Below are 18,393 nucleotides of genomic sequence, written 5' to 3'. Positions count from 1 at the left end.
GACCAGGTCACTGAGCTGAAGGTCCGCTGTGAGCGTTAAACGGAAATTAAAGGGGGCGAACACGACATTAATTATCATGCTGCTCGGTTCAGCTTATCAGGCATGATTAATTAACATTCAGTCGCAATGCTAAATCCTGCGGATAGGGATCAAAGTAATTCTGCGTCAGCAGGTAGTCGTCCGGGTATTCCACCAGATAATGTTTAAGCAGCGTCATCGGGGCCAGGATAGGCAGTATCCCTGCGCGATAATTGAGGATAACCTCGCGCAACTCGCCGCGCTGGCGCATTGTTAATTGATTACGGAAGTACCCCTGAATGTGCATCAGCACGTTAGTGTGGTTTTTACGTGAGGCAGGTTTCTTCAGGATTGTCATTAATTTATCTCGGTAGACCGCAAAGAAAGCCTCCAGATCGTCCCATTCATGCAGTGATGCGACAAATGGGCCAATTTCCCGGTATCCGGCCTGATGGTGAGCCAGCAATTGCAGTTTATAACGGCTATGAAAATTCAGTAGCGCCCGCCGCGTCAGGCCATTTTTGCACAGCGTATGGAGCTCATGTAGCGCGAAAACCCGTTCGACGAAGTTTTCACGCAGAACCGGATCGTGCAGCCGTCCATCCTCTTCAACCGGCAGCCACGGATATTTCTCCATCAGCGCGGCTGTAAAAACTCCCACCCCGTCTTTGCGCCCGCGATTACCTTTTTCATCATATAAACGCACTCGTTCCATGCCACAGCTGGGGGATTTGGCACAGACGATAAAACCCGACAGTGTGTCCAACCCTGACAGATAGCTCAGACAAAAGTCAGCCATTTTGTCGGTAACGTCTTCGTGAGGTGCGTGGCTAAAACGCATGCGAATATCCCCGATAGTTGTTTGTACGAGGCGCAACGCCGGTCGTGGGACAGGCAAGCCTATCGCCATCTCCGGACAAACAGGCTGGAAAGTCACCCAACGGGCCAGTTTCACCATCGCAAACTCTGCCCGCTTATGCCCGCCGTCAAATCGGACGGCAGACCCCGTTAAACAGCCGCTGATCCCAACGATGGGTTGCGTTTTCATGGCGTCTTCCTCGCTAGTGCGTTTTACGGGAGAAGAAGAGCGTCACCGTGCCGACGGTGAGGCCAAATTTCTTCATCTCAGTTTTATTAAACAAATGGTTAGCATCCTGCAGGTACATCCAGTCATCAAAATTCAGCAACCAGGTTCTGCCGCTGGCTTTCACATTCATACTGTAATGCCAGTTGAACGCGTTGCCCGCTGTTTGCCCCTTCGCCACGCCTTCAATATCGCCAGCAGTACCTTCGTAACGATCGGCGCTGATTTTACGGATATGCCACACACGCTGCTGCTTCTCTCCATCGTCGTACACAAAGCGTTCATTGAGGGTCAATGTGTCCCCCACCACATCGCCGTTAATATCGACATGGAAACGACGAAGCTGTTTACCGCTGCGATCCTGAACCATCCCCCATGCTTGCGTTTCTCCCTGAAAATACTGAAAGATATCCAGCGTCGGCTGCTGCTGGCGATACTCGGTAATTTCGGCGCTACAGCCAGAAAGTTGCATCATCAGCGGTAAGCTTAGGGCTAATAAACGTTTCATTTATTACCTCCAGTGAGCTGCTGCCGCAGCTCAGGATATTGCGTACGGGAACCCAGCCAGATAGCGAGAAAGTTTTCGCTGAACGCCGCCGACTGTGGTGGGCCAAGCGGGATGAAATGCCTTTGTGCCACTGACAAGCGATACCAAAATTGCCCCTGCTTATCCTGGAAGACAAAAACCAGTTGCGTACCCGGCGCAACGTCAGGCCATAGCTCACCCAACATGCGAAGCCAGGACTCACTCTGCGCCTCCCGTGCCAAAATACCCTGCGCTCGCCACTGTTCGCGGGTAGCATCCACCAGTTCTTGCCGTTCAATATTGCGCTGATAGGTGATAATCAGTGCCTGATCCTCTTTCAACCCACGATAGCGCCCATCCGGGGTGCGTAATTGTGAGTTATAGATCGTGAATGGCCCCCAGGTGAGCGTAGCATCACCGACTTTCCGCCAGCTTAACCAGTCTGTGGCACCTGCAAACGGCGCAATCGCCATTACTCCCAGCAGTATCAGTAAGGCAAGTTTCATTGGTGTTTCCCCATAAAAATATGAAAAAACAGCATCAACACCAGCCAGCCCGTCGCCATTAAACCGAGCACGATAAATGTCGGCTCCAGAAAAGTAATGGCACCCAAACGCTCTCCTATCAGATAAGCGATCGGTCCTCCACCGGTGGCCATTATTACCAGCAGCCATCCTGGCAAAGAGGTCGAGCAGGTGAGGTGCGTCCACATGACGGCGAACATGAGCCAGAGCGCAAGCATCCATAACGGCAACAATGCTTCGCCGCGAAAATCGATCAACCCGGTCAGCGCCCACAACGCATCCAGACCACTGCCCGCAGCTGTCAGCATTAACGCGCACAGTCGTTGCGCAGCAGGCAACATGAAGCAGGCCAGAATAGCCAGACCAAGCCATAACACCAGACCGCGCTCACGAAATAACACCACCATGAACCAGTACAAATCGAACCCGACAGCCAGGAGAAAGACCTGTAAATGGCGGTTCATGGACGCTCCGCCGTCAGTTGCACCACACTGATTGTACGGGCGTTAAAACCTGCTTCGCAGTAACCGAAGTAGTACAACCACATACGGCGAAAACGCTCATCAAAGCCCAGCTTTTCAATTTCATGCCAACAGTGAACAAATCCTTGCCGCCAGTGCGCAAGGGTCCGGGCGTAGTCGGGCCCCATATCGAACAGGTTGCGAACCACAAAGTCAGTGTGCTTTGTCATCAGCCCACTCATCGCGGTGATGCTGGGTAAAAAACCTCCCGGAAAGATATAGCGCTGAATAAAATCGACGCTTTTGCTGTAATCGCGAAAGCGCTGATCCTGAATGGTAATCGCCTGAAGCGCCATTTTGCCCCCAGGGCGCAGGCGCGCCTGACACGTACGGAAAAACGTCGGCAGATAGCGCTGCCCCACCGCTTCGATCATTTCAACTGATACCAGTTTGTCGAATTCCCCGGTCAGGTCGCGGTAGTCGCAGAGCAATACGGTGACTCTCTCCTGTAAACCAGCGCGGGCAATGCGCGCTTTCGCCCAGGCAAACTGCTCCTGCGACAGGGTCGTGGTGGTCACCCGACATCCGTAATGACGCGCGGCGTATTCCGCCATCGCTCCCCAGCCGGTCCCAATTTCCAACAGATGATCATTCGCGGTCAGCGCCAGCTGTTCGCAAAGTCGCGCCATTTTGGCCTGCTGAGCCTGCGCTAACGACTGCTCGGGGCAGGTGAACAAGGCGCTGGAATAGAGTAAATCCTCATCCAGAAAGTGCGCGTAAAAGGCATTGCCGAGATCGTAATGCGCGGCAATGTTTTCTTTTGCCTGTTGCCGATGGTTGCGGCGCGTCCAATGACGTAAACGCTCAACGGGTCGGCCAAGCAGGCGAAATCCACTTTCCAGCCGCCCCAGCAGGGTGCTGTTGAGCGCAAATATTTGCAATAACGTAGTGAGCTGCTGCGTTTCCCACTCTCCATCCATCCAGGACTCTGCCGCTGCAAGACTTCCCCCCGTCAACACCCGCCAATACACCGTGGGCGAAACAATATGTACGTCGGCGCGTAATTCAGCCGAAACATCACCAAAATGAAAGACCTGGGCCCCTTCCCGCACCGTGACTGAACCCTGACGAAGGCCGCTCAGCATACGAAAAAGGAACCAACGCGCAACACGCAGGTTGCGCGGAATATCGGGTTCAAGCGCAAAGGTGGGATCGATCATGATCGTTCACTCCTGCTCACGGGATGATTGTAGAGAGGGACTCGCTTGAGCCACAGTCGTAGCGCCTGCCAATAAATCGCTGACACCGTTTTCAGCGTCATCATCGGCAGTCGTCGCAGCAACGTGCGTAAACTTGCCGGCGTCAACGGCTCGCGTTTGAGCATCAGGGTGGCATCAGAAATTTTCTCTGCCTGATGGTTTTCGATATGCATATGCAGCGTTTTACCCGGCGAGTTAAATCGCCAGTGATAGACCATATCCATCGGATTAAACGGCGATACATGGAACGCTTTTTCCAGTGGTCGCTTTTCCTGCGCATCTACGGCGTAGTAATGACGCTCATTCCACGGCGTATTGCGGACCTCCGCCAGCACCCAGCGCAGGATCTGCGCGCGGTCATAGCAGTAGTAAAAATTGACCGGATTAAAATGAAAACCGAAATAGCGCAACTGCGTCAGGAGCATCACGCGACCTTCAGGACGCTCGCCTGTCAGGCTGGCAAGCTGATTCAGTACGTTCTCTTTTAACGGGGTTCCCAGCGGGTAATCGGCATCATGAAAAGTAGTTGCAGCGAAGCGATTACGTTTCACGCCCACGCCCGGAAGCTGAGCGAGCTCGTCCAGATCGAGCCAAGCCATAAACACCTGATAAGTAAACTGGTGCGTGGTCGGCTGAAGGCGTCGGTGGCGTAATACGCCGTGGTACAGGCAGCTGTTCATCTTAGCTCCCCTCTCCTGCAGCAATGCCGTGTACCACATCCAGCGCACTGCGTACGCCATCTTCGTGAAAACCGTTGTACCAGTAAGCACCGCAGAACCAGCTCCGATGCTGACCGTTGATCTCAGCGCGACGCGCCTGCGCCCGCCAGCTTTCAGGGTTAAACAACGGATGCTCGTAAACAAAGCGTCGCCAGACGAAGCGGTCGTCGATGGGGATGTCCGGATTGAGGGTCACGCAAAATAGCGGGCTTCCTTCAGGTAATCCCTGGAGAATATTCATGTTATAGGTGACGCAAGCGCGGGCCCTATCTTGCTCACTCAGGCGGTAATTCCAGCTTGCCCAAGCGCGTTCGCATACCGGTAACCAGCGGCGATCGCAGTGCAACACAACCTCGTTACGTTGCCAGTCAATTGCGCCCAGCACGTCGCGTTCTGCAGGGGTCGCATCCTCAAGTACAGCCAGAGCCTGCGAGGAATGGCAGGCGAAGATCACCTGATCAAATGTCTGTATTGATCCTGCCAATTGTATTTTGACGCCGCTGTCGTAGCGAATAACCTGCTGAACAGGTGAATTGAGGTGCAATTTCAGACGATCGCCCAGCTTCGCCAGCATGACACGAATGTATTCGCGCGATCCGCCCGGCACCACATACCATTGCGGTCGATGCCAGATATCCAACAAGCCATGGTGCTCAAAGAACCGTAAGAACAGCGCCAGTGGAAAACGGCGCATCTCCTGAAGTGAAGATGACCATATGGCCGCGCCCATCGGCAAAATATAATGCCGCGCAAAGAACACACTGAAGTGGTGCTGGTCGAGGAAAGTCTGAAGCGTCGCGTTCACATCGGTCTCATTTAATGCCTGTTTCGCCAGACGATTAAAACGGACAATCTCTTTCAGCATTCCCCAATATGCGGGGTTGACCAGGTTTCGACGTTGGGCAAACAATGAAGTCAGCGTATGACCGCTATACTCCATACCGCTTTGCGGATTATGCACCGAGAAGCTCATCTGCGTTTTTTGCCCCTGAATGCCGAGTTCGCTCAGCAAGCCCATAAAACGCGGATAGGTTCGGTCGTTATAGACGATAAAGCCGCTATCAATCGCGAAACTCCCGTGCGGAGTCGCCACATCCACTGTCGCAGTATGGCCGCCAGGGGTCGACGCCGCTTCAAAAAGCGTCACCTGATGGTGTCCGGCCAGACGCCAGGCGCAGGTTAATCCGGCAATCCCACTGCCAATGATAGCTATTTTCATGAACGCACCATCCTGCGCAGTAACGCGCGCTGGAGACGCTCAGGTAGCCCGCCCAACACACGCAGCAACACGCCAAAACCCGACGGAAAGGCAATATGGTTTTTCCCTTTCGCCAGGCCATGACGAATCGCCTTCACCGCCTGCTCTACACTTACCTGACCGGGCATAGGAAAATCGTTTTTACGGGTAAGCGGGGTATCGACAAATCCTGGCGAAACGACAGTCACGGCGACACCTTTCGGCTCCCAGTCCAGACGCAAACTGTTAGCAAACCAGGTTAGCGCCGCTTTAGACGCGCCATAGGCTTCAGCCCGAGGAAACGGCATCCAGTGGGCCATCGAACTGACCAGCACCACGCGGCTACCGGAGGTTAGCTGCGTCTGAAGCGCTTCCAGGCAGTTGATGGGGCCCAGATAATTCGTCGCCATCACCCGTTCAACCTTCTCGGCATCTATCCAGCCGTGGTCGAGATATTCGCAGGTTCCGGCGCAGAGAATAACCAGTTCGGGTTTGCAGTCCGCCAGCTCCTGGCGACAGGCGTCTTTGTCTGTCATATCGAACAGGCGTACTGTGACATTGGCGTGGGATTGGCGCAGCTGTTCCAGCCTTTCTGGATTGCGGCCACAGGCAATCACGTGACAGCCGTCATCGGCCCATGACTTTGCGAGCCCGGCACCAATCCCGGAACTTGCGCCAGTAATGAGGACTGTCATCATGCGCGCACCCTCCTTTTAACGCCGCGGACGGCCCAGCCCAACAGCGGCAGATGCTCATAAAGCATCTCTCCGGCATCGTAATAATCACGCTGGCGAACAATCTTCTCGTTATGCGTCCCGACCATTGAACATCCCGGCAAGGATCGTAATTCTCCGCCAGCAATACGCGGATGCGACCAGTACATGGTCCACGTCACGGCAAACCGTCCGCTCTCACACAGCGGAGGACCAATGGCAAAACGGCAGGTGTTCACATTCCCCAGCAGATGCGAGAAATAGCGCTGGATGGCAAACAGCCCGTTATGTTCCCCGAAGGGATCGACAAGTACCGCGTGCTCGTCGTACAACCCGGCAAGTGCGGCGGCGGGCTGGCGATCCAGACTGGCGTAGTAATCCACAAACCTGTTAATAACGGATGGCTGCGCGCGCATAGCTCTTACCCTTATGTGGACCACAACACGTATGTGGCATAATTAAAACTTACACAAACACTTTGTTTTGTCCAAGTTTTGGCTGGGTAATTTTTATAAACACATTTAATTCAATGAATTAAGTTTTATTTTTTTGAGCGAGATTATCTGGGATCCACTAAGGCAGTGGCTAATCGACTCACAGGAACGGTAATGACTGAAGATTAAAGCGGGATCACTTCGAGGAAGTTGACCTGTTGTTGCCAGAGGTCTATCTGTTTTTTACGTGCTGCGGTGAGTTTGCCGGACGTAACCAACAGCCATTTTCGCTCGGGGAAAATTTCAGGCGCGAGCATCGCGGGCGCTACAGGAAGCACATCAATGCGATGTCCTTGTCCAGTGCGACCAAGCGCTTCAAGCCAGATCTCGCAGGGGTCGGTAAGATGCCAGCCTGTAATCAGGTAGTTATCACCCGGCGCACGCTTATCCCTTTCCAGGCAAAACGAGGTGTAAGAGATGATAATACCATCGAGGATTTCACGCAGCGTCATGATAGCCGGCACGTTGGCCGAGACCTGGCTTCGCAGAGGGCGCAATACCTCACTCACCAGTTCAGGGCGAGGATACTCGCGGCCAGCGTCATAAATAAGCTGGCGCAGAGATTCAATTTTCCCTTCGTTCAGGCGCTGCAGCATACTCTCTTGCAGAGATAGCCAGTTATTCGTTCGCCGCGCATCAGGGCGGGCCAGCAGCGGTTTTACCTGGCTTATCGGTACACCTTTTTTCACCCAGTCGAGAATTTTAAGCGCCAGCTGGATATCGTCATCGCTATACAGCCGGTGCCCACCATCTGTACGCTGTGGTTTGAGAAGTCCATAACGACGTTGCCAGGCACGCAGCGTCGTGGGGGTTATTCCGCAAACCCGCGCAAATTCACCGATGGAATAGGACATACAGAACACCTGATAACAAAGAATACTCTCAATATACTACGAACTACGCCGGAATAAACTCTAACTGAAATGGTCGATAAAAGCTGGCCACTTCACGAGGAGGCTTTTCAAACCACGACAGGTCCGCTTCTGGCACAGACCTGCCTATCAGACTAGGTTCAGGTCTGTGCCATAGCTGTGTCATGTCAGATCTAAGTTAATACAATTTAGACATTTAGAAAGGTGAACCAGCACATTACTTCCTCTCACTCCAGCCAACTGGATATTCAGCAATGGCATTAACATCTGTAAGTAACGCTACCTCCGATTTCATCTGCCTCTGCCGTTCGTGAATACTGAAGCCGTGCACTACCATTGCCTGCATCATCGCTGCCTCCAGTTGTTGCAGGAACGCAAAATTTACGGGAACGTCGTGGTTATCCGCATCGGTCCAGAAAAATCCCTCAGGTAACTTTCCTGTTCTACCAGCCATAACCACGGGTGCAAGACGCTCCTGCGATACTTTGCCTCCATCCCACCGGCGATTGTCCAGTTCAAAAATAATGTTGGCGTTTTCCTGAACGTCCCGCCAGTTGCTGATTTCAGCCAGTTTCTGATTTCGTAAATCCTCCACCATCTTGTCAGTCACAATAAAAGGGGCGACAGGTCCATACTTTCCTGATTCAAGCTCGCTGTAGATACGGCGCCCATGCTCCTCAAAATCATTCGGGCATGCAGTGAACGGCAGAAACTCATCAAACTCTGCAAATTTAACACTACAATTAATCGCTGTATGTTCTTTATTCGCCCACTCAGGAGCCTGAATGACCTCAATGTTCATACAATCTCCTTTTATGAGATTCGCTGAAAAATGCCTGCATAGTAACCCAAATTAGTCCCAGCCAGACCTTCAGAAGAACTCGATGCAATTCCACACGAACGCCATGTACCCGGCAAAGTATATTTGCCACTACTACCCGTAATACAAAACGACGCTTTAGCGTCGCTGTTGCTGATAATTCCACACGCTATTAAACTTCCCCCCGAATAACTTGTACCTGGATTAGTACCTCTCCCTCCAGGCGCTGGCATATATGCCAGCGCAAACGTACCTACAGCATGAAGAGCACCTGCTGGTACGCCTGCTGGTCCCTGAGGCCCTACAGGGCCAGTTGGTCCTGTTGCTCCCGTTAACCCGATATCACCCTTGTCACCTTTTGCACCCGCCGGCCCCTGTGGACCTACAGGTCCAGTTGGTCCTGTTGCCCCCGTTAATCCGATATCTCCCTTGTCCCCTTTTTCGCCTTTTGCGCCTGCCAGTCCCTGCGGACCCACAGGGCCAGTTGGTCCTGTGGGTCCCGTTAATCCGGTATCACCCTTGTCACCTTTTGCCCCTGCCGGCCCCTGCGGACCTACAGGGCCAGTTGGTCCTGTTGCCCCCGTTAACCCGGAATCACCCTTGTCCCCTTTTTCGCCTTTTGCGCCTGCCGGTCCCTGCGGACCCACAGGGCCAGTTGGTCCTGTTGCCCCCGTTAATCCGGTATCACCCTTTTCACCTTTTGCACCTTCTGGCCCCTGCGGGCCTGGCGGACCACTGAGGTCTTCACTTTCCTGTATCTCTTTAATGGTCTCAGCGGCGGCTTTTGAGGCTGCACTCCTTGCCTGTTCAGCAAGGAGCTGTGCTTCATCCCTTGCCTGTCCACTTTCTTTCTCACTGGCAGCAGCAGCCTGTGCGCTGTTCCGGGCATTCAGGGCGTCTTCCTGAGCTTCATCGCGCAGCGTCAGGGCCTCATCTCTGGCCTGCTCTGCGCGAGTGGCACTCTCAGTGGCTGCATTTTGTTGATTCTCAGCAGTTTTCGCAGCCTGCAATGCTGATGCTTCACTTAAGGAAGCCGATTGTGCACTGCCTGCTGCCTCAGTCTCTGATTTAGCAGCCTTTTCACAGAACTCCCTGGCATGCTGTTCACTTAGCGCTGCAGCTGCAGCGCTGTTATCCCCCTGTTCTGCAGCCTGTATAGCCGTGAGGACGTTTTCACGCACTGAGGTTTCAGATGCGGCTGCATTACCGGCATGCTCACCCGCTGTTTGTGCTGACGCAGATGCACTTCCGGCACTCCCCGCTGCAGACTGTGCCGAAGCGCCTGCCTCCTGCTGCGCTTTCTGTGCCGCATCAGCGGCGATCTTTGCCTTTCCGGTCTGTTCCGTCGCTGTCTGTGCCGACTTTGCCGCACTGTCAGCATCTACACTGCTGGCCAGAACGTTCTGCGCTGTCTGTCGGGCATTATCTGCAGCAGACCGGGCAGAATCATCAGCAGCATCCGCAGAGAGTGCCGCCTGGCGCTGTGACTCTGTTGCAGCCATTGCAGACAATGCTGCCGCATCATTGCTCTGCGCTGCTGACTGTGCGGCCTGTTCAGCGAGTTTCCGATCCTTCTCTGTTGCACCGCTCAAATCCACAACGCGGTTTACCATTTCCTCAAAACGTTTCATCACCTCCGGACGCAGGTCTGCATCCTTTGGCGCATCGAGAAACGCATTCAGGGTATCCGGCGCATCGGTCGGGGCCACATAAATATCGCCGGCCACTGAGGGAGGAAAACCTTCCCGCAACAGTGACACACTGTAATAACCCGGCTCAGCCTCAATGCTGTAGTGACCGTCCGCTCCTGTAATAGAGTATGAAGTCACCTCAACCACAACGGTCGGGCTGGTTTTCCTGGCACTCAGCTGAATAGTGCAGCTCTGAACCGGTTTGCCGGCCCCGTCTCTGAGCACTCCAGAGATAAGTACTGCCATAATTCCTCCATAAAAAAACCGCCCGAAGGCGGTTTCTGTCATTAACTGATTGTTATCCCGGCTGATGACTTTTTCGTCACAATAACCAGCAGGTCACTGATTCGGGAATATGGCCAGCCGCTGCTGTTACCATGTGTATTGACACTGAAACTCAGCGTCATCCGTCCGCTCCCGGCAGGCATATCCAGTGTCCGCGTAAAAACGGCCGGTACACCTCTGCTTGTCTGGTTGTATATCTCCACCCCGTTTTTCCTGACAGTCAGCGTACAGTCATCCCATACGTCATTACTGGTCTGGCTGTCATACGCTGCACCCTGAAAGGTAATCCCAGGAATGGAAACCTGTCGGTCAAAAGACTGGTCATCTTCAATCACGACTGTCAGTGTCCCGTTGGCGTACCGTTTTTCACCGTTACTGGTTATGAAGTAAGGGAACTCCCTGCCCGCTGCCTTAACAATATCCCCAAGAATACGCTCGGCCCGGAGCGTCCCCTTTATGGTGCAGTTTTCCTCAATCGTCACATTGTTGAGAGCACCAGAATTCGCACTAATATGGCCGCTGATATCCGCATTACGGGCAGTCAGTTTTCCGTCAGGTGTCAGCATAAAGGTCGGCGGGTTCCCGCCACTGGTGATAGTGGGAGCCGTCAGATATTTGAGGAACACCTCGTTCATAAATATCTGATTACCCTGAGCCACAAACATCGGGGTCTCATTGCCGTTTGCCGGGTCGATAAACGCGATACGGTTTGCTGCCACCAGGAACTGGCTTACCTTCCCTTCTTCCGTGTCTTCCATGCTCAGGCCCAGACCAGCCACATAGTGCTTCCCGTCTTTGGTCTGCTCTATCTTCACACCCCACATGGCATTCCATTTGCCGTTCGCGTCCTGCCATTCTTCCGAAAACTGATCCAGCCTGCTGGCGTTGTCTTCCGTCAGCTCCACCTTCTCCAGCAGCTCTTTCCCCAGGTGGCTTTCGGTGATTTTCCCTTTGAAGAAATCCAGGTAGCCCGCCGCATCGTTGCTGGCCTGCCCTTTAGCCTCCACGAACGCCGATTTCCCGACCTGGTTCACGGCCCGGATATAGAAGTAATAATCCTTGCCGGGTTTGATACTGCTGCTGGCCGCAATCCAGTACAGCGCGGTGCCGAGATAACGCGCATCGGTTTCCACCTGGCGGGTATCGGCAATCTGCGTATCTGTAAACCAGAATTCATACTGCACCGTGGGGTCATATACCGCCTGGCGCGGGGTGGCGGTTATCTGAAAATAGCCGGGAGTCAGCTCAACATAAGACGGTACTGCCGGCGCGGCGATGCTGAAATCCGTGCTGGCCGGATCGCCCTGCTGGCCCTGGCTGTTCACCGCCCGCACCGTCAGGGTGTAACGTCCCGGCGTCAGGTTACGGAAAGTATGCTCCGTTTTTGTCAGGATCAGGCTGCTGGCCAGCCGGTCGCTGTTATCTTCCGCTTTCACCGTCAGGCGCAGGGAGAAGTTAACCCCCTTAACCACACGCGGGGTATCCCATCGCGCCCGCGCCTGATACTGCCCCTCCTCTGCCAGAATCTCTGTGGTCAGGTGCTGCACGGCAGTACCATTCAGCATGCCGGTCAGCATGTTGGAGGTTCGCTCCTGGGTGGTTTCCATCAGGCCAATGGCGAGGCTGTTCAGGTTTCCCTGCGACTTATAAAGCTCCACCGCCGTCTGGTACTGCGCATCAGCGGAATCTTTATCCGCCTTTTGCTTCAACAGTTCGTACTGCTCTTTGTTGATCGCATCGTTCTGGTAAAACGCCTGCAGCAGTGACTGACGCTCGGCCAGTTGATTGCGCAGTTCTGCCAGCGGATCAACCGTCCCGGCGATATCAATCAGAGGGGCAGACATTGCCGCTGCCTGTGCCTGTAACAGTTCGCGGGCCGTACTTTGTGCCAGCGTGATTCTGGCCGTCTGGTATTCCTTTTCATCCAGAATACGGGCATTCAGGAGCGACTTCAGCTCCTGGCTCGCTTCACGCTCTTTCGTAAGAGTTGCTCTGGCTGGCGCATACTGTTCTGCCAGTTCGAGGCGCTGTTTCTGATAGTTTTCAGCATTCAGCAGCAAAGTCTTCTGAATATCAGCCTCGCTGGCTCCGTCAGCGCGGGCGGCTTCAAGAAGTTTTCTGGCGCTTTCCTGCTCCTGCAGGTTGATACGTCCGAGACTGGAGGCATGCGCCGCTTCGATTTCACGCCGCAGTTGCTCATACTGGTTAACCTTCGACTTTTGCCCCTTACCAGTATCCCCGCCTTCCCCGGTCCAGGGGGTATCAGGTTTATCACTCCCTGTTTCATTCCCTGGTTCACCCTTTATGTCGGCATGGGCGTTTAGCACGTGCTGGCATCGGCATAGTCCTGTTTGTTGGATACAAATTGTGTAATAGGCGGAAAGTAAAAATGAACCAGTAGTTGATTGAAAGTTCTCATAAATAGCGAGAATCAGCGTGGTTCTTGCCCCGTAACATCAAGGATTATCAGAAAGAAATAAAAATGAGAATTATTATCAAAACATTCAAGTGAGATCGCTGGAATAACAAACTCTTAATCTCTCAACAAAAATAAGGATTTGTTAAGCTTCATGATTTATGGTCGATGTAATACACCGTTTGAGGCAAGAATAATGGTCAAATTCTCAAAACTTCAGATTCGCTTACACTGGCTAACCCTGATATTAATAGCGATAACCTATGCAGCTATGGAGCTTCGTGGCTGGTTTCCCAAAGGCAGTAACACCTACCTTCTCATGAAAGAAACACATTACAATGTTGGGGTGTTTGTCTGGTTTTTAATGATAATACGATTAATTATTAAACATAAGTATCATGATCCAGCTATCACTCCCCCCCCACCAGCCTGGCAGATGATGGCTGCTAAAATAATGCATATCCTGCTGTACATTTCTTTTTTGGCTCTACCATTATTAGGTATTGCAATTATGGCTTACGGTGGAAAGGACTGGAGTTTATTAGGTTTTAACGTTGCATCGTTCGTTACTCCTGACGGGGAAACAAAATCACTTATCAAAGATACTCACGAAACACTGGCAAACATCGGATATTTTTTAATCGCAGCGCATGCTGGTGCAGCGTTATTCCATCACTACGTCCAGAAAGATAACACTCTTTTGAGGATGATCCCTGATTGTAACGATAAGAAATAAATACAAATTTTAATGTTTAACATTACAGCAGGCACTCAGTGAATGTCTGCTGTAATGCCTGCTCAGCCAAGTTGAAGCACACCGTGTTCTTTTGAATCAGAGAATGCAACAAACCCAGTGTATTCGGGGATAGTGTTCCGTCATCAGCATCAAATGCTGAAATGGTTGCGTGAAGAATCAAAAATGCTCCAAATCCCGCGCCGCTGCTGCCCCTCGATGGTCAGAATCGTCAAGGAGGACCCGTTAAAAGGTAAGCAGAAAATCTGTGGTTAGAAGTGAAGGCTTTGACAACGTTCTAAATTTTATGACAGAAATAAAAAAGCATTACCTTTCAAGATAATGCTTTTTCACTCGAACTGAATCTTATAACAATTAGATTAATGTGATTTTAATATCATAGCTTTCAAGCCCAGTCATTTTTTCACGAGCATTAAACTGGATATCGGAAACTTCTTTTCCTGTCTTTTTTTTGAGTTCAATAATTTTTTTTGTGATGAATTCAGAAATATCCGCTTCAATTTTTCTTTTTAAATCTTCGACGTTCATTGTTCACCTCTCTTGATCTCTAACGTATCAACGCCAAGCATGTTACATTCCCCGTAGAGCACTTGTATAAGCGCTGATATGTTTAAAAGATAGAATAGAAAGACTCAATTATCAATAGTTTGCAGTACAATCTTCATACAAAAGAGCTCGCGACCACACAAACCACTGTACTAAAATCCGGGTCGGTCACGAAACAACCAGATCTCATTTCAAAAGCTTCGATGCTGCCTCGAGGATCTCTTCTGAACTGACATCACGATCAGAGGCTACATAAACTATTTTATGGTCTCCTGTCAGAGATGGAAATCCCGCTGACATCACGGGTAGGTGTGCTTTTTCCCCATTGGGAAACTCACGCATTATCGTAGTAATACCTTTCATTACGGTTACAACAACTGCAGGTTCTGCATTAAAAAAAACGATGACTTTTTTCATAATTTTACCGTGATGTCTCTTACAGAGATTGTCGGTTCAGCATACAAAAAAGGCTCCATAAGGAGCCTGAAATTTATTTTCTGAATTCTAACGAAGACTGACCAGAACGAATGTACAGTGCAATATTATCAAATGTAATCATTGTTGATTTGCAAAAAATACATTTTGCTCCGAAAGGATTTTTTTCAGTAACATCAAAGTTTGACGTTCGGTACTGAGATCCGTGGCAACACGGACATCTGAAGTGAATATTATTAGTAATAACAGTTACCTTATACAGCCACGACATTAACTGCCGTGGGGCCTTTAGGTCCCTGTTCAACACTAAATTCAACTTCCTGATTCTCATTCAGCGTCTTGAAATCATTACTCTGGATAGCAGAGAAGTGAACAAACACATCTTTACTACCATCTTTTGGAGTGATAAAACCAAAACCTTTTTCAGGATTAAACCATTTAACTAAACCAGTCATTTTATTAGACATAAACATTACCTTTATTGAGTAAGCCCTTGGGCAGAATGGTCCGAAAAAAATTATCAGAGAGAAAAGCTAACAAGGAAATCTCAACAGGAACAAGGAATAAAATTATTACAGAGACTGCTTCAGATAAATTCGTTACAAACCAGACATTCATTAACGCATGATTAACCAAACATAGCAAGGTTTAGTTTTGTAAGTAAATCTCAGTGGGTTTTGATCATAAAAATTAATTTAAATAGCTTAAATCGAAAATTATGTCATGCTGCGTAAGACCTTTATCTATCACCCTAAGTTGTCAGGGATTTTGACTCAAGGAAGAGTCGTATTTCCTTCATAGTAAAAATTCACAATTTTATCCACGAAAACCGTCAACATCTTAATTTATAGAGCTATTATTTTTCCTCTACGGTTCATTGTTAGTATTTTTACGGACTCATAAATCCGCTCACATGTCATTCCTGCCCGGTAGTTTTCATCAGCGCGTTCAGCATGGTATCGAGCTTCTTCTGTCAGGCTTCCTGGCATGTCTACGAGCATTGTGGTGTCATGGCGGATGGAAAGTTTTGTTGATTCGTTAGTTATCGAGCTGTAGAACGCTATGCTCTAGCGACTTGGAATAGGCAATCAGCCCGGTGTACTCAGGGATAACCTCGCCATCATCCGCTTCGAACTCAGGGATTGTTCCGGTAGTGATGGTGTATTGTGGCTGGCCATCTTCTTTTGCGAAGGCAGCCAGGTCTTCAATCTGCTTAGCTGTAAGAACTACTGTAATGCTCATTCCTCAGTTGTTAAAAAGCCCCGCTATTGCGAGGCTTGATTGATTATGGCTAACGACTACATCGTAACGGTTATAAAAGAAGCTATTAGCCAACATGTGGTGTATGGTTGTTAACCGCCCACCAGGACAATAAACATGTCGATACTCAAAGATATCAAGATGCGTACTTTACGCCATGTGAAAAGTACTTGTCCTCATTGCTCCCGCCAGTCAAAGCACAGTCTGTCGAGAATAAAAAACAATATAACGTTAATTTGCCCCTTCTGTGGAAACATCTATCTTCCATCGGAAAGCAAACCAATAAAGTAACTGATTGACTACCAAATAAAACTCATACTCTCAGAATGTGGCAAAGCAGACATAACCTTTTATTGTTGTTCTCATTTAAGAGAATGTAACACCCAGAGTGGAGAGGTTTTTTTTCTTCTCCACAATACGGCGATCAAGTTCAGCCACTGCATGCGGGCGTATGGCATCAAGAAAGGCGTTATCCTGATAGGTAGACTGGATTGTCACACCAAGTCCGGCACCACTTTCCAGTATGCTTTTCTGAAGTTGTAGTTCTTTTATATCGTTATTGAGGTAATACGCTTCACTTAGGTTTTCTGCGTTCATCTTCTAACCCTGTTGTTGTTTGACTGCCTCACTGAGTCGTAAATGCGCTCACACGTCATTCCTGCCCGGTAGCTTTCGTCAGATCGCTCAGCATAATATCGAGCTTCTTCTGCAAGGCGTCCGAGCATGTCGGCGAGCACTGCGGCGTCGGCTCCGGCTGTTTTGCTTCTGACGGCAGTGGCAAGATCTGCGGTGTGCTTTGCGGCGTCCAGGCGGGTGGCAAGCTTTGTTGCTTCGGTACGCAGCTGGTTAACAGTGGCAGACAGGCCAGCAGCAGTGGCAGCAGATTTAGCGGCTTGTGCTTGTGCATCTTTTACAGCCTCATCAAGGGCAATTATGCGCCCTTGCTCAATCATGCGGGCGGCGGTCTGCGCGTTCGCTGTTCGCGATGATTCCGCGCTGTCACGTTCCGCCCACTTTTTTTCCCAGCCGCGGCTGCTCCATACACTACCCGCGATGAATGCGATGGCCACCAGCAGAGAAATGGCAATAAACTGATAGCGCAGGCTCACTGGTCTATCCCCCAGCACGCCAGTGCACTTTCCTGGTCTCGTCGTTCAACCTGTCCATAGCAACCATTCTTCTGGCCTTTGGTCAGACGACAATCGCGGCCACCGTCTTTAATCCACCAGCGGATCGCCTCACATGCCCCTTTTGTATCTCCGGCGTTGATACGCTGGTAGAACGTTGACGGGAAGCATTTGCCTGGACCAATGTTGTAAGGACAGAAAGAAGCGATACCTGCCTTCTGCTGCTCACTCAACGGAACTTTTATATTTCGTTCAACCCATGCCAGCGCCTTGTCGCGTTCTATGGCGTTTACCTGGGCACATTTCTCAGCAGAAAGCCTCATGTCCTGAACTACTGGCTTACCATCAACCATCGTGGCGCCACGGCAAATCGTCCAGAGCCCTCCGCCGTCGCGATACGCCGTCAGACTATTACCCTCTTTCTCATCCAGAAACTGATCGAGAATAACTGGCGCGGAGGCTCCCGCAAGAATCAGACCAACGACCGCTGCGCTCAGTTTATTCTTCAGCTTTGGTGACATTGCCATTAAGCCGGTCCTCCCTTTCCTTTTTCCTGTAATACCAGTTCACAGCACAGGTGATAACGGTGCATGCAATACCGACAATAATTGCCCAGTCACTCAGGCTTAACCCTGCAATTCTGTCGGCCAACATCCAGGACACCTCTTTTGCTGTTTTAGCTGTTTCGGCATATGCCTTCGCTGATACACCGCAACCGGTCAGCGTGGTTCCTGTTCCATATGAAAGTCTGCTGTAAATGGTGCTCATTCTGGTCATAGCCTCACCTCCGATTCTTCGGATGGCGCTGTGTGTGATTAAAGGGTCAGGCTTCACGGGCTGGATTTATCAACAAAGCACGTAGCGGATGATTCCCGTGAGCCTGAAATGAAAAAGGCCGCCATGCGGCAGCCTCGAAGTAAGTACAGTTGTTTACAATGGTGGAGAGAGAGGACCTTCTAACACCTCTGCTTCACCGTTATGGCAAATGTCATCGCCTCTGGTCAGATGCCAGACACCTGTGATTGTTTTACCCGTCTCCAGATCATCAACAGTGTCATTCGTGTAGTACGCCACCTGTACAATGCCAACATGCTGAATCCAGTAATAGCCCTCTTTCATAAGCTCCTCCGCGATACTCAGCAGATAGTATAG

24 protein-coding genes and 2 pseudogenes are annotated in these 18,393 nt (G+C 50.8%); 2 read left to right on the top strand and 24 right to left on the bottom strand.

From position 1 onward, the window contains the following. Positions 1 to 106: 106 nt before the first annotated feature. From OGX86_RS05550 to OGX86_RS05490, 13 genes and pseudogenes are all read right to left on the bottom strand, one after another. Complete coding sequence (locus OGX86_RS05550) at positions 107 to 1,066, bottom strand: YbgA family protein (RefSeq protein ID WP_046670535.1); 960 nt, start codon at positions 1,064 to 1,066, stop codon at positions 107 to 109. 13 nt (positions 1,067 to 1,079) lie between these two features. Continuing rightward, entirely contained in the window at positions 1,080 to 1,610 is a 531-nt protein-coding gene (locus tag OGX86_RS05545) for a DUF3833 domain-containing protein (protein WP_044700520.1), read from the bottom strand. Then, the gene (locus OGX86_RS05540) at positions 1,607 to 2,134 is read right to left on the bottom strand and encodes a chalcone isomerase family protein (RefSeq protein ID WP_044700522.1); all 528 of its coding nucleotides are present in this window, start codon (positions 2,132 to 2,134) and stop codon (positions 1,607 to 1,609) included. Before OGX86_RS05540 ends, OGX86_RS05545 begins: the two co-directional genes overlap by 4 nt. Then, positions 2,131 to 2,616, bottom strand: a complete 486-nt coding sequence (locus tag OGX86_RS05535) for a DUF2878 domain-containing protein (RefSeq protein WP_044700524.1) — start codon at positions 2,614 to 2,616, stop codon at positions 2,131 to 2,133. Before OGX86_RS05535 ends, OGX86_RS05540 begins: the two co-directional genes overlap by 4 nt. Continuing rightward, complete coding sequence (locus tag OGX86_RS05530) at positions 2,613 to 3,833, bottom strand: SAM-dependent methyltransferase (protein ID WP_044700526.1); 1,221 nt, start codon at positions 3,831 to 3,833, stop codon at positions 2,613 to 2,615. The genes OGX86_RS05535 and OGX86_RS05530 overlap by 4 nt, the downstream gene beginning before the upstream one ends. Continuing rightward, positions 3,830 to 4,552, bottom strand: a complete 723-nt coding sequence (locus OGX86_RS05525; RefSeq protein ID WP_044700528.1) for a DUF1365 domain-containing protein — start codon at positions 4,550 to 4,552, stop codon at positions 3,830 to 3,832. The genes OGX86_RS05530 and OGX86_RS05525 overlap by 4 nt, the downstream gene beginning before the upstream one ends. Position 4,553: 1 nt before the next feature. Continuing rightward, complete coding sequence (locus OGX86_RS22795) at positions 4,554 to 5,810, bottom strand: NAD(P)/FAD-dependent oxidoreductase (RefSeq protein WP_044700531.1); 1,257 nt, start codon at positions 5,808 to 5,810, stop codon at positions 4,554 to 4,556. Beyond that, on the bottom strand, positions 5,807 to 6,526 hold the full coding sequence (locus tag OGX86_RS05515) for an SDR family NAD(P)-dependent oxidoreductase (protein WP_044700533.1): 720 nt from the start codon (positions 6,524 to 6,526) through the stop codon (positions 5,807 to 5,809). Before OGX86_RS05515 ends, OGX86_RS22795 begins: the two co-directional genes overlap by 4 nt. Next, complete coding sequence (locus OGX86_RS05510; RefSeq protein WP_044700535.1) at positions 6,523 to 6,957, bottom strand: nuclear transport factor 2 family protein; 435 nt, start codon at positions 6,955 to 6,957, stop codon at positions 6,523 to 6,525. The genes OGX86_RS05515 and OGX86_RS05510 overlap by 4 nt, the downstream gene beginning before the upstream one ends. A gap of 203 nt (positions 6,958 to 7,160) precedes the next feature. Continuing rightward, on the bottom strand, positions 7,161 to 7,889 hold the full coding sequence (locus OGX86_RS05505; protein WP_044700539.1) for a MerR family transcriptional regulator: 729 nt from the start codon (positions 7,887 to 7,889) through the stop codon (positions 7,161 to 7,163). 235 nt (positions 7,890 to 8,124) lie between these two features. Beyond that, a complete protein-coding gene (locus OGX86_RS05500) occupies positions 8,125 to 8,709 on the bottom strand; it encodes a DUF4376 domain-containing protein (RefSeq protein WP_044700540.1) in 585 nt (194 codons plus the stop codon). A gap of 11 nt (positions 8,710 to 8,720) precedes the next feature. Continuing rightward, positions 8,721 to 10,664: a prophage tail fiber N-terminal domain-containing protein gene (locus tag OGX86_RS05495; RefSeq protein ID WP_048214397.1), complete on the bottom strand. Its 1,944-nt coding sequence runs from the start codon at positions 10,662 to 10,664 to the stop codon at positions 8,721 to 8,723. Between the two features lie 41 nt (positions 10,665 to 10,705). After that, positions 10,706 to 12,259 (bottom strand): annotated as a pseudogene (locus OGX86_RS05490) (phage tail tip domain-containing protein); the annotation flags it as partial. A gap of 1,056 nt (positions 12,260 to 13,315) precedes the next feature. Between OGX86_RS05490 and OGX86_RS05485 the strand changes: the two are divergent. Beyond that, positions 13,316 to 13,855 carry a cytochrome b gene (locus OGX86_RS05485; protein WP_044700576.1) on the top strand — a complete coding sequence of 180 codons (540 nt, stop codon included), beginning with the start codon at positions 13,316 to 13,318 and terminating at the stop codon, positions 13,853 to 13,855. 372 nt (positions 13,856 to 14,227) lie between these two features. Here OGX86_RS05485 and OGX86_RS05480 read toward each other — a convergent pair whose 3' ends face one another. The 6 genes and pseudogenes from OGX86_RS05480 to OGX86_RS05455 form a co-directional block, all read right to left on the bottom strand. Next, entirely contained in the window at positions 14,228 to 14,401 is a 174-nt protein-coding gene (locus OGX86_RS05480; protein ID WP_044700578.1) for a GnsA/GnsB family addiction module toxin, read from the bottom strand. A gap of 204 nt (positions 14,402 to 14,605) precedes the next feature. Beyond that, positions 14,606 to 14,836, bottom strand: coding sequence for a hypothetical protein (locus tag OGX86_RS05475; protein ID WP_000756041.1), 231 nt, complete (start codon positions 14,834 to 14,836; stop codon positions 14,606 to 14,608). 73 nt (positions 14,837 to 14,909) lie between these two features. Then, on the bottom strand, positions 14,910 to 15,098 hold the full coding sequence (gene ymcF, locus OGX86_RS05470; RefSeq protein ID WP_057069020.1) for a cold shock small protein YmcF: 189 nt from the start codon (positions 15,096 to 15,098) through the stop codon (positions 14,910 to 14,912). 10 nt (positions 15,099 to 15,108) lie between these two features. Then, on the bottom strand, positions 15,109 to 15,321 hold the full coding sequence (cspG, locus tag OGX86_RS05465) for a cold shock protein CspG (RefSeq protein WP_000066494.1): 213 nt from the start codon (positions 15,319 to 15,321) through the stop codon (positions 15,109 to 15,111). 378 nt (positions 15,322 to 15,699) lie between these two features. Next, positions 15,700 to 15,864, bottom strand: a pseudogene (locus OGX86_RS05460) (DUF2514 family protein); the annotation flags it as partial. Between the two features lie 28 nt (positions 15,865 to 15,892). Continuing rightward, a complete protein-coding gene (locus OGX86_RS05455; RefSeq protein ID WP_044700634.1) occupies positions 15,893 to 16,090 on the bottom strand; it encodes a hypothetical protein in 198 nt (65 codons plus the stop codon). Positions 16,091 to 16,231: 141 nt separating this feature from the next. Here OGX86_RS05455 and OGX86_RS05450 point away from each other — a divergent pair, with 141 nt between their 5' ends. Beyond that, on the top strand, positions 16,232 to 16,405 hold the full coding sequence (locus OGX86_RS05450) for a YnfU family zinc-binding protein (protein WP_213083834.1): 174 nt from the start codon (positions 16,232 to 16,234) through the stop codon (positions 16,403 to 16,405). Positions 16,406 to 16,480: 75 nt separating this feature from the next. Here the strand turns inward: OGX86_RS05450 and OGX86_RS05445 are convergent, their stop codons facing one another. From OGX86_RS05445 to OGX86_RS05425, 5 genes are all read right to left on the bottom strand, one after another. Then, positions 16,481 to 16,711, bottom strand: a complete 231-nt coding sequence (locus OGX86_RS05445) for a hypothetical protein (RefSeq protein WP_000990801.1) — start codon at positions 16,709 to 16,711, stop codon at positions 16,481 to 16,483. Continuing rightward, positions 16,708 to 17,223 (bottom strand): DUF2514 domain-containing protein, encoded by a 516-nt coding sequence (locus OGX86_RS05440; protein WP_286639503.1) that lies wholly within the window; start codon positions 17,221 to 17,223, stop codon positions 16,708 to 16,710. Before OGX86_RS05440 ends, OGX86_RS05445 begins: the two co-directional genes overlap by 4 nt. Beyond that, a complete protein-coding gene (locus OGX86_RS05435) occupies positions 17,220 to 17,768 on the bottom strand; it encodes a lysozyme (protein ID WP_046670524.1) in 549 nt (182 codons plus the stop codon). The genes OGX86_RS05440 and OGX86_RS05435 overlap by 4 nt, the downstream gene beginning before the upstream one ends. Further along, a complete protein-coding gene (locus OGX86_RS05430) occupies positions 17,740 to 18,018 on the bottom strand; it encodes a phage holin (RefSeq protein WP_003832349.1) in 279 nt (92 codons plus the stop codon). Before OGX86_RS05430 ends, OGX86_RS05435 begins: the two co-directional genes overlap by 29 nt. 153 nt (positions 18,019 to 18,171) lie before the next feature. After that, positions 18,172 to 18,360 (bottom strand): hypothetical protein, encoded by a 189-nt coding sequence (locus OGX86_RS05425; protein ID WP_044700587.1) that lies wholly within the window; start codon positions 18,358 to 18,360, stop codon positions 18,172 to 18,174. Between the last annotated feature and the right edge of the window lie 33 nt (positions 18,361 to 18,393).

The sequence above is a fragment of the Citrobacter sp. Cpo040 genome (genome assembly GCF_030332915.1).
GTDB lineage: Bacteria > Pseudomonadota > Gammaproteobacteria > Enterobacterales > Enterobacteriaceae > Citrobacter > Citrobacter portucalensis.
Note: the sequence above shows the minus strand (reverse complement) of the source record. Positions and strands in the feature narration are given on the sequence as shown.

Bases quoted from the DNA above. Each gene is read 5' to 3' on its own strand.
- OGX86_RS05530 (WP_044700526.1), bottom strand. From the start codon at position 3,833: ATGATCGATCCCACCTTTGCGCTTGAACCCGATATTCCGCGCAACCTG.
- OGX86_RS05540 (WP_044700522.1), bottom strand. From the start codon at position 2,134: ATGAAACTTGCCTTACTGATACTGCTGGGAGTAATGGCGATTGCGCCG.
- OGX86_RS22795 (WP_044700531.1), bottom strand. From the start codon at position 5,810: ATGAAAATAGCTATCATTGGCAGTGGGATTGCCGGATTAACCTGCGCC.
- OGX86_RS05430 (WP_003832349.1), bottom strand. From the start codon at position 18,018: ATGACCAGAATGAGCACCATTTACAGCAGACTTTCATATGGAACAGGA.
- cspG (WP_000066494.1), bottom strand. From the start codon at position 15,321: ATGTCTAATAAAATGACTGGTTTAGTTAAATGGTTTAATCCTGAAAAA.
- OGX86_RS05525 (WP_044700528.1), bottom strand. From the start codon at position 4,552: ATGAACAGCTGCCTGTACCACGGCGTATTACGCCACCGACGCCTTCAG.
- OGX86_RS05545 (WP_044700520.1), bottom strand. From the start codon at position 1,610: ATGAAACGTTTATTAGCCCTAAGCTTACCGCTGATGATGCAACTTTCT.
- OGX86_RS05480 (WP_044700578.1), bottom strand. From the start codon at position 14,401: ATGAACGTCGAAGATTTAAAAAGAAAAATTGAAGCGGATATTTCTGAA.
- OGX86_RS05550 (WP_046670535.1), bottom strand. From the start codon at position 1,066: ATGAAAACGCAACCCATCGTTGGGATCAGCGGCTGTTTAACGGGGTCT.
- OGX86_RS05510 (WP_044700535.1), bottom strand. From the start codon at position 6,957: ATGCGCGCGCAGCCATCCGTTATTAACAGGTTTGTGGATTACTACGCC.
- OGX86_RS05475 (WP_000756041.1), bottom strand. From the start codon at position 14,836: ATGAAAAAAGTCATCGTTTTTTTTAATGCAGAACCTGCAGTTGTTGTA.
- OGX86_RS05450 (WP_213083834.1), top strand. From the start codon at position 16,232: ATGTCGATACTCAAAGATATCAAGATGCGTACTTTACGCCATGTGAAA.
- OGX86_RS05445 (WP_000990801.1), bottom strand. From the start codon at position 16,711: ATGAACGCAGAAAACCTAAGTGAAGCGTATTACCTCAATAACGATATA.
- OGX86_RS05425 (WP_044700587.1), bottom strand. From the start codon at position 18,360: ATGAAAGAGGGCTATTACTGGATTCAGCATGTTGGCATTGTACAGGTG.
- OGX86_RS05515 (WP_044700533.1), bottom strand. From the start codon at position 6,526: ATGATGACAGTCCTCATTACTGGCGCAAGTTCCGGGATTGGTGCCGGG.
- OGX86_RS05435 (WP_046670524.1), bottom strand. From the start codon at position 17,768: ATGGCAATGTCACCAAAGCTGAAGAATAAACTGAGCGCAGCGGTCGTT.
- OGX86_RS05500 (WP_044700540.1), bottom strand. From the start codon at position 8,709: ATGAACATTGAGGTCATTCAGGCTCCTGAGTGGGCGAATAAAGAACAT.
- OGX86_RS05505 (WP_044700539.1), bottom strand. From the start codon at position 7,889: ATGTCCTATTCCATCGGTGAATTTGCGCGGGTTTGCGGAATAACCCCC.
- OGX86_RS05535 (WP_044700524.1), bottom strand. From the start codon at position 2,616: ATGAACCGCCATTTACAGGTCTTTCTCCTGGCTGTCGGGTTCGATTTG.
- OGX86_RS05495 (WP_048214397.1), bottom strand. From the start codon at position 10,664: ATGGCAGTACTTATCTCTGGAGTGCTCAGAGACGGGGCCGGCAAACCG.
- OGX86_RS05485 (WP_044700576.1), top strand. From the start codon at position 13,316: ATGGTCAAATTCTCAAAACTTCAGATTCGCTTACACTGGCTAACCCTG.